The 11,026-nt window shown below is 66.7% G+C and carries 9 protein-coding genes and 1 riboswitch; of the genes, 4 read left to right on the top strand and 5 right to left on the bottom strand.

Annotated elements, in window-relative coordinates; all coding sequences use genetic code 11:
• Nucleotides 1-310 precede the first annotated feature (310 nt).
• Nucleotides 311-526, top strand: a riboswitch (cobalamin riboswitch).
• A 100-nt stretch (nucleotides 527-626) separates the two neighbouring features.
• Nucleotides 627-842 (top strand): hypothetical protein, encoded by a 216-nt coding sequence (locus V8U06_RS15420; protein WP_226921718.1) that lies wholly within the window; start codon nucleotides 627-629, stop codon nucleotides 840-842.
• Between the two features lie 81 nt (nucleotides 843-923).
• Complete coding sequence (gene metH, locus V8U06_RS15415; RefSeq protein ID WP_427141399.1) at nucleotides 924-4,715, top strand: methionine synthase; 3,792 nt, start codon at nucleotides 924-926, stop codon at nucleotides 4,713-4,715.
• 6 nt (nucleotides 4,716-4,721) lie between these two features.
• On the opposite strand, the gene V8U06_RS15410 is transcribed toward metH, so the two are convergent.
• On the bottom strand, nucleotides 4,722-5,756 hold the full coding sequence (locus V8U06_RS15410; RefSeq protein ID WP_427141398.1) for a YeiH family protein: 1,035 nt from the start codon (nucleotides 5,754-5,756) through the stop codon (nucleotides 4,722-4,724).
• 75 nt (nucleotides 5,757-5,831) lie between these two features.
• Here V8U06_RS15410 and V8U06_RS15405 point away from each other — a divergent pair, with 75 nt between their 5' ends.
• Nucleotides 5,832-6,689 carry a LysR substrate-binding domain-containing protein gene (locus tag V8U06_RS15405; RefSeq protein ID WP_427141397.1) on the top strand — a complete coding sequence of 286 codons (858 nt, stop codon included), beginning with the start codon at nucleotides 5,832-5,834 and terminating at the stop codon, nucleotides 6,687-6,689.
• Nucleotides 6,690-6,765: 76 nt separating this feature from the next.
• Here V8U06_RS15405 and cobM read toward each other — a convergent pair whose 3' ends face one another.
• Together cobM and cbiE are read right to left on the bottom strand one after the other, a co-directional pair.
• Nucleotides 6,766-7,548, bottom strand: a complete 783-nt coding sequence (cobM, locus tag V8U06_RS15400) for a precorrin-4 C(11)-methyltransferase (protein ID WP_427141396.1) — start codon at nucleotides 7,546-7,548, stop codon at nucleotides 6,766-6,768.
• 2 nt (nucleotides 7,549-7,550) lie between these two features.
• Nucleotides 7,551-8,816, bottom strand: a complete 1,266-nt coding sequence (gene cbiE, locus V8U06_RS15395) for a precorrin-6y C5,15-methyltransferase (decarboxylating) subunit CbiE (protein ID WP_427141395.1) — start codon at nucleotides 8,814-8,816, stop codon at nucleotides 7,551-7,553.
• Between cbiE and V8U06_RS15390 the strand changes: the two genes are divergently transcribed.
• Nucleotides 8,800-9,570: a cobalt-precorrin-6A reductase gene (locus V8U06_RS15390; protein WP_427141394.1), complete on the top strand. Its 771-nt coding sequence runs from the start codon at nucleotides 8,800-8,802 to the stop codon at nucleotides 9,568-9,570. The two genes, cbiE and V8U06_RS15390, sit on opposite strands and share 17 nt — an antisense overlap.
• Here V8U06_RS15390 and V8U06_RS15385 read toward each other — a convergent pair.
• Both V8U06_RS15385 and V8U06_RS15380 read right to left on the bottom strand, forming a co-directional pair.
• A complete protein-coding gene (locus V8U06_RS15385) occupies nucleotides 9,534-10,298 on the bottom strand; it encodes a precorrin-3B C(17)-methyltransferase (protein WP_427141393.1) in 765 nt (254 codons plus the stop codon). The two genes, V8U06_RS15390 and V8U06_RS15385, sit on opposite strands and share 37 nt — an antisense overlap.
• Nucleotides 10,295-11,026 carry a precorrin-2 C(20)-methyltransferase gene (locus tag V8U06_RS15380; protein ID WP_427141455.1) on the bottom strand — a complete coding sequence of 244 codons (732 nt, stop codon included), beginning with the start codon at nucleotides 11,024-11,026 and terminating at the stop codon, nucleotides 10,295-10,297. Before V8U06_RS15380 ends, V8U06_RS15385 begins: the two co-directional genes overlap by 4 nt.

Below are 11,026 nucleotides of genomic sequence, written 5' to 3'. Positions count from 1 at the left end.
CATGACACCGGGCTGCACCCAACGGGTGCCTCACGGGGGGAACTGGCTCAAGCGACACGCTGATTGGCATCCTGGCCGCGTGGTGCATGAAAACGGCATTTTTTAGCCGTAAGGACAGAGACTTGCAACCTGTCAACAGGGCGAGATGGCGCAGCATGGACCCTCATCTGCGGTTTTGGTGAATCGCCAGCCCCTCCCAGAAGGCGAGCCCGCGCAGGATGCGGGCCGAGCCGTAATGCCGGGCGAACGGAAAAGTTCCCGCGGCTGTGAACGGAGGGTGCGCGCCATTGACTTGGCCTGCCCGCCACGCCAGTGTTGCCGCCGTCAGGGTCTTCCGAGTCGTTTGCGGCTCGGAGGCTAAGAGGGAAGCCGGTGCGATGCTCCAAAAGAGCGGCAAGGCCGGCGCTGCCCCCGCAACTGTGAACGGCGAGCTGCTGTCGCTCCATGCCACTGGTGTTTTCACCGGGAAGGCGAGACAGCGGCGACGACCCGAAGCCAGGAGACCTGCCCTGACAGTTCGTAACGTCCATGGGCGGGGTGTCCCAATGGTGTACGTCTGCTTCCGCCGCGGGCGGAATTCCAGCAGCGTGCGTCCGGCCATCCCCCAATTACCGATTGGGGAAGACATGTTTGCATTCACCGAAACCAAGCCATCGGGCACCGGCAAGCCGGAATCCGTCTTCATCTCCTGGCTGCTCTGGCAACCGCGCGGCGCCGACCTTGCCGTCGAGGCGCTGAAGGAAGTGCGCAAGCTGGCGCGCTATGAGGGGGGTGATCCCGATGTCGCCCGCCTCAAGGCGTTGTTCGCCTCGCTTGCCGGGGCGGATGGGCGCCTGCACTAGATACTTCGCATAAAGACATGTTGACATAAAGATATCTTTATGTGACTCCGATGCAAGTCATCTTGCATCGGAGGGTTTCCCATGGCCGTTTCTCATCTGGACACCCTGTTCGGCCCCGAACAGCCGGGACGGGACGGTCGCGACATCCGCGCCGCGCTCGAAGCCGCTGCCCGCGAACGCATTCTCGTGCTCGACGGCGCCATGGGCACGGAAATTCAGACACTGAAGCTGGTGGAAGAGGATTTCCGCGGGGCGCGCTTCGGCGATTGCGCCTGCCACCAGCAAGGCAACAACGATCTCCTGACGCTGACGCAGCCCGGCGCCATCGAGGATATCCACTATCGTTATGCCCTTGCCGGCGCTGATATCCTCGAGACCAACACCTTCTCCTCCACAACCATCGCCCAGGCCGACTACGGCATGGAGGACATGGTCTATGAGCTGAACCGCGACGGCGCGCGCCTGGCCCGCCGCGCGGGCCTGCGGGCGCAGGAGAAGGACGGTCGTCGCCGCTTCGTCGCCGGCGCGCTCGGTCCGACCAACCGCACCGCCTCCATCTCGCCCGACGTCAACAATCCCGGCTACCGCGCCGTCACCTTCGACGATCTGACGCGCGCCTATGGCGATCAGGTGCGCGGGCTCATCGACGGCGGCGCCGACATCATCCTGATCGAGACGATCTTCGACACGCTGAACGCCAAGGCTGCGATCTTCGCGACGCGCGCGGTCTTCGAGGAAAAGGGCATCGACCTGCCCATCATGATCTCGGGCACGATCACCGACCTTTCCGGCCGCACGCTTTCCGGCCAGACGCCGGAAGCGTTCTGGAATTCGGTGCGGCACGCCGACCCCGTCTCCATCGGGCTCAACTGCGCGCTCGGGGCAAACGCCATGCGCGCGCACCTCGCCGAGATTTCGGCCGTCGCTGGCACCTTCGTCTGCGCTTATCCGAATGCCGGTCTGCCGAACGCCTTCGGCAAATACGACGAGACGCCCGAGGAAATGGCCGCGCAGATCGAGGGCTTCATGCGCGACGGCCTCGTCAACATCGTCGGCGGCTGCTGCGGCTCGACGCCGGACCATATCCGCGCCATCGCTAAGGCCGCCGCACGCCACAGGCCGCGCGAGATCCCCGACATTCCGCGCCATATGCGCCTGTCCGGCCTTGAACCCTTCACGCTGACCGATGCCATTCCCTTCGTGAATGTCGGCGAACGCACCAACGTCACGGGCTCGGCGAAATTCCGCAAGCTGATCACCGCCGGCGACTATGCCGCCGCGCTCGACGTCGCGCGTGACCAGGTGGCGAACGGTGCGCAGGTCATCGACATCAACATGGACGAGGGCCTCATCGATTCCGGCAAGGCGATGGTGGAATATCTCAACCTCATCACTGCCGAGCCCGACATCGCCCGCGTTCCCGTCATGATCGACTCGTCCAAGTGGGAGGTGATCGAGGCCGGCCTGAAGTGTGTGCAGGGCAAGCCGCTCGTCAACTCGATCTCGCTGAAGGAAGGCGAGGAAGCCTTCCTGCATCACGCGAAGCTGGTGCGCGCCTATGGCGCGGCCGTCGTCGTCATGGCCTTCGACGAGACGGGACAGGCCGATACCAGGGCGCGCAAGGTGGAGATCTGCGCCCGCGCCTACAGGCTGCTCACCGAGGTCGCCGGCCTTGCGCCGGAAGATATCGTTTTCGACCCGAACATCTTCGCCGTCGCCACGGGCATCGAAGAGCACGACAACTATGGCGTCGACTTCATCGAGGCGACGGCCGAGATCACGGCGACCCTGCCGCATGCCCATATCTCCGGCGGCGTTTCCAACCTTTCCTTCTCCTTCCGCGGCAACGAACCCGTGCGCGAGGCGATGCACGCGGTCTTCCTCTATCACGCCATCCAGGCGGGCATGGACATGGGCATCGTCAATGCCGGCCAGCTCGCCGTCTACGATACGATCGAGTCGGAGTTGCGCGAGGCCTGCGAGGACGTGGTGCTGAACCGGGCGCCGAAGACCGGAGGCACGGCGACCGAGCGCATGCTCGAGATCGCCGAGCGCTTCAAGGGCGCGGGCGGCAAGGAAGCCAGGGAGCGCGACCTCGCCTGGCGCGACTGGCCGGTGGAAAAGCGGCTGGAGCATGCGCTCGTCAACGGCATCACCGAATTCGTCGAAGAGGACACGGAGGAGGCGCGGCAGAATGCCGACCGTCCGTTGCATGTCATCGAGGGGCCGCTGATGGCCGGGATGAACGTGGTCGGCGATCTCTTCGGGGCGGGCAAGATGTTCCTGCCGCAGGTGGTGAAATCCGCCCGGGTGATGAAGCAAGCCGTTGCCGTGCTGCTGCCTTACATGGAGGCCGAGAAGCGCGCCAATGGCGGCGGCGGCGAGCGACAGAGCGCCGGCAAGATCTTGATGGCGACCGTCAAGGGCGACGTACACGATATCGGCAAGAACATCGTCGGCGTCGTGCTCGCTTGCAACAATTACGAGATCATCGACCTCGGCGTCATGGTGCCCGCGACGAAAATCCTCGAAACGGCGAAAGCCGAGAAGGTCGACATCATCGGTCTTTCCGGCCTCATCACCCCCTCGCTCGACGAGATGGTGCATGTCGCGTCGGAAATGGAGCGCGAGGGCTTCGACATTCCCCTCCTCATCGGCGGGGCGACGACGAGCCGCGTGCATACCGCGGTGAAGATCCATCCTCGCTACGAGCGCGGGCAGGCCGTCTACGTCACCGATGCCAGCCGCGCCGTCGGCGTCGTCGGCAGCCTGCTGTCGGCGGAGATGAAGCCGGGTTATGTCGAGACGCTGAAGGCGGAATACCGCAAGGTCGCGGACGCCCATGCGCGCAGCGAAGCGGAGAAGCAGCGCCTGCCGCTCGCAAGGGCCCGCGAAAACGCCTTCAAGGCGGATTGGTCCGCCTACAAGCCGAAGACGCCGTCCTTCCTCGGCACCCGTGTCTGGCAGGACTGGGACCTTGCCGAGCTTGCCCGCTACATCGACTGGACACCCTTCTTCCAGACCTGGGAACTGAAGGGCGTCTATCCGAAAATCCTCGACGACGAGAAGCAGGGGCCTGCGGCCCGCCAGCTCTTTGCCGATGCGCAGGCCATGCTGGAAAAGATCATCGCGGAAAAATGGTTCACGCCGAAGGCGGTTGTCGGCTTCTGGCCGGCCGGCGCCGTCGGCGACGATATCCGCCTGTTCACCGACGAGGCGCGCAACACGGACCTCGCCACCTTCTTCACGCTGCGCCAGCAGCTTTCCAAGCGCGATGGCCGCCCCAACGTGGCGCTTTCGGATTTCGTCGCACCGGTGGAAAGCGGCAAGCAGGATTATCTGGGCGGCTTCGTCGTCACCGCGGGGATCGGCGAGATCGCCATTGCCGAGCGCTTCGAGCGGGCGAACGACGACTATAACGCGATCCTCGTCAAGGCGCTGGCCGACCGTTTCGCCGAGGCCTTTGCCGAACGCATGCACGAAGTCGTCCGCAAGGAACTCTGGGGCTATGCGGCGGACGAGGCCTTCTTGCCCGCCGAGCTGATCGGCGAGCCCTATGCCGGCATCCGTCCCGCGCCGGGCTATCCCGCCCAGCCGGACCATACGGAAAAGACGACGCTCTTCCGTCTGCTCGATGCGGAGAAGGCGATCGGCGTCGCGCTGACCGAGAGCTATGCCATGTGGCCAGGCTCCTCCGTCTCCGGCCTCTACGTCGCCTCGCCCGAAAGCTATTATTTCGGTGTCGCCAAGGTGGAGCGAGACCAGGTGGAGGACTATGCGCGCCGCAAGGGCATGACGGTCGGCGCGGTTGAGCGGTGGCTCGGCCCCGTGCTCAACTATGTGCCGGCAAGTGTCCGGGAGAACGCGGCCTGACGAGGCTCAGGCCGTCGCAAGGTTCAGGAGAAGCACCATGGCGTAGCTGGCGGCGGTCAGCACGCCGAGCGACAGCACGACGGTCGCCGTCACCCGTGGTCCCGCGCGCATCACGCGCTTGAGATCGATGCCGAGGCCGAGCGCGGCCATGGAGAGGATGGTGAGCACGGTCGCGGCCTTGCCCATCGTGGCGGCGAGATCCGCATCGATGAGGCCGAAGCTGCGGGCGGCGAGCATGGCGAGGAAGCCGAGGATGAACCACGGCACGAGTCGGTGCAGGGCGGGGCGGCGGCCGCCGGTCTTGCCCGAGACGAGAGACAGCACGAACACCACGGGACCGAGCATCAGCACGCGCACCAGCTTGACGAAGGTGCCGATCTGGATGCTGAGCGCCGAGACCGGCGCGGTCGCGGCCAGCACCTGCGGCACCGCATAGACCGTCATGCCGGCCATCACGCCATACCCCGTCGCGGAAAGGCCGAGCAGCGGCACCAGCGCCGGCAGCAGCAGCACCGTCACCATGCCGAGAACTGCGGTGAAGGCGATGGAGGAGGCGACGTCTTCCGCATCCGCATGGATGACCGGGGCCGTCGCGGCGATTGCGGAATTGCCGCAGATGGAATTGCCGCAGGCGACCAGCAGCGCGACGCGGCGGGACAGGCCCAGCCTACGCCCGATGCCGTAGCTGGCCAGAAGGGCGACGGCCACCACCGCCGCGATGGCGCCGATCAGCGGCAGGCCCATATCCGCAATTGCGGCCGCGCTGACGCCCGCGCCGAGCAGCACGATGGCCACTTCCAGGAAGTATTTCGCCGAAAAGGCGATGCCCGCATCGAACCGTTCCGGCCGGCGCAGCAAAAGCCGGCCGACGGCGCCGATGAGGATCGCCAGCACCAGCGCCTCGATCCATGCGCCGCCTGTCAGCCGCAGTTCCAGCCGCTCGGCCAGCACGGCGAGGCCAGAAACCAGTACCGACAGAAGCACGCCCGGCGCCACGGCACGAATTCCAAGGAACGAATGTTTTTTGGGTGTTTTTTCCATGCGTCAAGCAATGCGCTTGAAAAACCGTTCAATCCATCGGTTAATATCTGACATTTCATTCGATTGGATCGAACAATGATGACGCTGGAACAGCTCCGCATCTTCGTCGCCGTGGCGGAGCGGGAGCATCTGACCCAGGCTGCCGACGCTCTGCATCTCACGCCCTCGGCGGTGAGTTCAGCAGTGCGCGTGCTGGAGGACCGCTACGGCATCGCCCTCTTCCACCGCACGGGCCGGCGCATCGAACTGACGGAGGCGGGCCTTGCCTTCCTGCCGGAAGCGAAGGCGACGCTGGCGCGTGCCGAAAGCGCGGACCTTTTCCTCACCGAAATCGGCGGTTTGAAGCGCGGCACGCTGGCCGTGGCCGCCAGTCAGACGGTGGGGGGCTACTGGCTGCCGCCGCTGCTGATGCGCTTCCACGCGGTCTATCCGGCCATCGCCATCCGCATGGTGGGGGGCAATACGGAACAGGTGGCCGAGGCCGTTCTGGAGGGGCGGGTGGAACTGGGCATCATCGAGGGCGAAGTGGACCACCCGGCCCTGTCGCAGCGCATCGTCGCCCGCGACCGGGTGCTCGTCGTCGCGCCCGCCGGCCATCCGCTTGCGGACGGGCCGATTACGCCCGACGCGCTCACGCAGGCCCGTTGGGTGTTGCGCGAACCCGGATCCGGCACACGCAGTGCGCTGACCTCGGTGCTCGACGAGACGGCGCTGGACGTTGCCCTGTCGCTGCCGTCGAACGAGGCGGTGCGCAGTGCCGTGCTTGCCGGCAACGCGCTGACGGCGGTGTCGGAATATGTGGTGCGGGACGACCTTGCCGCCGGCCGGCTCGTGACCGTCGCCTTCGATCTGCCCGAGCGCGCCTTCCGGCTGCTGCGGCACAAGGAACGGTATCGTTCCAGGGCCGCGCTTGCCTTCGAGGCGCTGCTTTAGAGTTTGTCAGGGAAAAGTGGGAACCGGTTTTCCCGAAACGACAAACGAAAACAAAAGAATTTAGAGCATGTCTGGTTCAATCTGAACCTGACATGCTCTCGTCGCCGCGGCCGCGGAAGCGGCGCTGATAGGCGGGATCGTAGAGCGAGCTTTCGCGGAAATCCTCTGCCGCCAGCGTGCGACCGACGAAGATCAGTGCCGTGCGCTCGATCGGCTCTTCCGCCACCTTGGCCGCGATATCGGCCAGCGTGCCGCGCACCACACGCTCGTCCGGCCAGGAGGCTTTGACCACGATGGCGACGGGGCAATCGGCGCCGTAGAGCGGCGTCAGGTCTTCGACCACCTTGTCGAGCGCATGGATGGCGAGATGGATGGCGAGGGTCGCGCCCGTCGCGCCGAAGCCTGCCAGCGTTTCGCGGCCCGGCATCGGCGAGGCGCGGCCGGAAACGCGGGTAAGCACGAGGCTCTGCGCGACGGCCGGAATGGTGAGTTCGCGGCCGAGCGCCGACGCCGCGGCGGCGAAGGAGGGCACGCCCGGCGTCATCGTATAGGCGATGCCGTTTTTCTCGAGACGGCGGATCTGCTCGGCAACGGCGCTCCAGACGGAAAGATCGCCGGAATGGAGGCGCGCCACATCCTCGCCGGCTTCAGCGGCTCGGACATATTCTGCCTCGATCTCGTCGAGGGACATCGGTGCGGTATCGACGATGCGCGCCCCGGGCGGGCAATATTGCAGCAGTTCCGGCGAGACGATGGAGCCGGCATAGAGGCAGACGGGGCATTTGCCGATGATATCGCGGCCGCGCACGGTGATGAGGTCGGCAGCGCCGGGGCCGGCGCCGATGAAGTGAACGGTCATTGTCAGTCCTCGATTTTGTTGGCCGGCTTCATCCAGCGCCATTGTGTGACGGGCATGGCCGGCCGCCAGCCCGTCATCTGGCCGACGGGCGCGGCCCGCGCGATATCGATGCGAAGGAGCGAGCCGCCGAGCCGGGCGTGACGGGCGAGCAGCACGGCTTCCATTTCGGTGGTCACGGCATTGGCGACCAGCCGCCCGCCGGGTTTCAGACCCGCTATGGCGGCCTCCATCACGCCAGCCTCGCTGCCGCCACCGCCGATGAAGATCGCATCCGGCGGGGCAAGCCCGGCCAGCGCTTCCGGTGCCGTGCCTTCCACGACGGAAAGGCCAGGCACGCCGAACGCCGTCGCATTGCGGCGGATGCGGGCGGCACGCTCGGGATGGCCCTCGATGGCGATGGCCTTGAGCGAGGGGTCGGCCAGCATCCATTCGATGCCGATGGAGCCCGAGCCGGCGCCGACATCCCAGAGCAACTCCCCGCGGCGCGGCGCCAGCGCCGAGAGCGTCAGGGCGCGGATTTCGTGCTTGGTGATCTGGCCGTCATGCTCGAAGAGCGCATCGTCGAGACCCGGCGTATAGGCAAGGATGCGCGCGCCTGTACCGGCCGTAACCTCCACGGCGCAGACATTCAGCATGTCGGCATCTTGAAGGGCGAAGGTTTCGGCGCGGTGGCTGCTGATCCGTTCGCGCGTCCCGCCGAGCGCTTCGAGAACCGTGAGATCCGATGCGCCGAACCCGCTTTCCGTAAGCAGGCCCGCCAGGGCAGCAGGCCCGTCGCTGTCCGAGGTCAGGGCGAGGACGCGGCTGCCGGGATGAAGATGCGGGCGGATGAGATCGATCGGGCGGCCGTGCAGGGAAACGCAGACCGTGTCCTGCAGCGCCCAGCCCATGCGCGCGGCGGCAAGGCTGAAGGAGGACGGGGCGGGCAGGACGCGCATTTCCGCCCGCGCGATGCGGCGGGAGAGTGTGACGCCGACGCCGAAGAAGAAGGGGTCACCGGAGGCCAGCACCGCGACGGGCCGGCCACGGGCCGCCGATACCGCTTCGACCGAACGCTCGAAGGGGCTGAGCCAGGCATGTCGTTCGCCGCGGATGGCGGCGCCGGCAAGCTCCAGATGGCGGGCGCCGCCGAAGACGAGGTCGGCTGCCGCGAGGGCGGCCTTGGCCTCGTCGCCGAGACCGGCTAGACCGTCCTCGCCGATCCCGACGATGGTGAGCCACGGGGCGGCGGCGGAAGAGGCGGGATCAGGCGTGGACAAGAGACGCATCCTCATACTGGGCGGCACGGGCGAGGCCCGCGACCTTGCGGCGCGCCTTGCCGGCCGGGCCGATCTCGCCGTCACGCTGTCGCTGGCCGGCCGCACGCTCGATCCCGCGCCGCAGCCCGCGCCGGTGCGCACCGGCGGCTTCGGCGGTGCGGCAGGGCTTGCCGCCTATCTGGATGGCGAGAGCATCGATCTCGTGATCGACGCAACCCACCCCTTTGCCCGGCAGATCTCCGCCAATGCCCGTGCTGCGAGCGCCACGACCGGCATTCCGCTGCTGCGGCTGGAACGGCTCGGCTGGGACGAGCAGGCGGGCGATCTCTGGCGCCGCGTTGCGAACATGGACGAGGCCGTGGCGGCACTGGGCTTGGAACCGCGCCGGGTCTTCCTTGCCATCGGCCGTCAGGAGGCGAAGGCCTTCGATGCCGCCCCGCAGCATCACTATCTCGTGCGCAGCGTCGATCCCGTCGATCCGCCGCTCGATGCGCCGGATGTCGACTACCTGCTTGCGCGGGGCCCCTTCGCGCTCGAGGCGGAAATCGCGCTCCTGCGGGATCACCGCATCGACATCGTCGTCAGCAAGAATTCCGGTGGCGAGGCCACCTCTGCAAAAATCGCCGCCGCCCGCCGTCTCGGCCTGCCCGTCGTGATGGTCGAGCGGGCGGCCGTGGAGGACGGCCACCGCGCCGGGACGGTCGAGGATGCGGTGCGGCTGATGGATCATGTGCTCGGCGCCTTCAGGAAGCGCGGCGTATAGACAAGATCGGGCAGGTCGGGGCGGGCGATGACGCGCGTTTCCGGCGAACCGATGACGACGCAGGTCGCCATGTCGGCGCGCTCGGCCTCGGCCTCGTCCAGCGGCATGACCAGCATGCGCTCGTCCGGCCGGCCGGCGGCGCGGCCGAAGATGACAGGCGTTTGCGCCGGAAGTGTTTCGCGCAGGATCTCGAAAGCCTTGCCGAGCTGCCAGGGGCGCGCCTTGCTGATCGGGTTGTAGAGCGCGATGACGAGGCCGGCTTCGGAAACCATCCGCAGCCGCTTCTCGATGATCTCCCAGGGCTTCAGATTGTCGGAAAGCGAGATGGCGCAGAAATCGTGCCCGAGCGGCGCCCCGATGCGCGCGGCGACCGCCAGCATGGCGGTGACGCCGGGCACGATGACGAGATCGACCGTCTTCCACGCTTCCGGTCCGGCATCGATCGCCTCGCAGACCGCCGCCGCCATGGCGAAGACGCCGGGATCGCCGCCCGAAACGACGCAGACATTAACGCCCGCCGCTGCCCGCGTCAGGGCCGCCTCGGCGCGGTTCAGTTCCTCGCGATTGTCGGACGCGACCTTGATCTGGTCGGGCCGCAGATTCAGCCGGTCGATATAGGGAAAGTAGCCGAAGAACTCGGTGGAAGCCGCAACGGCGTGAAGCGCTTCCGGCGTCATCTGGTCCGGATTGCCGGGACCGGTGCCGATCACGAAAAGCTTGCCGGTCATTGACGGCCGCTCCAGCCGGGCACGAGGACCAGCGAGAAATAGGGCGCGCTATCGTCGAGCTTTTCGGAAAGCCGCATCGACTTGCTCGACGGCGTGGTGCCGCGTTCGACATAGACCGCTTCGCCCAGCCTGCCGGCATTCGCCAGCGCCCGGCGGATTTTCGGCAGGTTGCGGCCGATCTTCATGATGACGGCGGCCTGCGTGTCGACGAGGCGGCGGGACAGTTCCTCCTCCTTCATCGTGCCGGGCAGCACCGAAAGCACGTCGTCGCCCTGCACGATGGGCAGTCCGGAGAGCGACCAGCAGCCGGACATGGCGGTGATGCCGGGAATGACCTCGGTCGGGAAACGGTCGGCGAGCCGCACATGCAGGTGCATGTAGGAGCCGTAGAACATCGGGTCGCCCTCGGAAAGAATCGCGACGGTGCGGCCGGCAGCAAGGTGCTCCGCGACGGCGGCAGCCGAGGCATCGTAGAAGGCCGTGATCTGCTGCTTGTAGTCGTCGTGATCCTTGTCGATCTCCGTCGTCACGGGATAGTAGAGCGGCAGTTCCGTCATGCCCGGCTTCAGGAGCCCCTCGACGATGGCTCGGCCGTTGCCGGAGCGGCCGGCCTTGGCGAAATAGGCGAGCACGTCGGCCTCGCCTATCGCCCGCACCGCCTTCAGCGTCAGGAGTTCCGGATCGCCCGGCCCCGTGCCCACGCCGTAAAGTCGTCCCGTCGTCGTCAT

The organism is Shinella sp. G-2 (assembly GCF_050172695.1).
Classification (GTDB): domain Bacteria; phylum Pseudomonadota; class Alphaproteobacteria; order Rhizobiales; family Rhizobiaceae; genus Shinella.
This window is presented reverse-complemented; position numbering and strand designations above follow the sequence as displayed.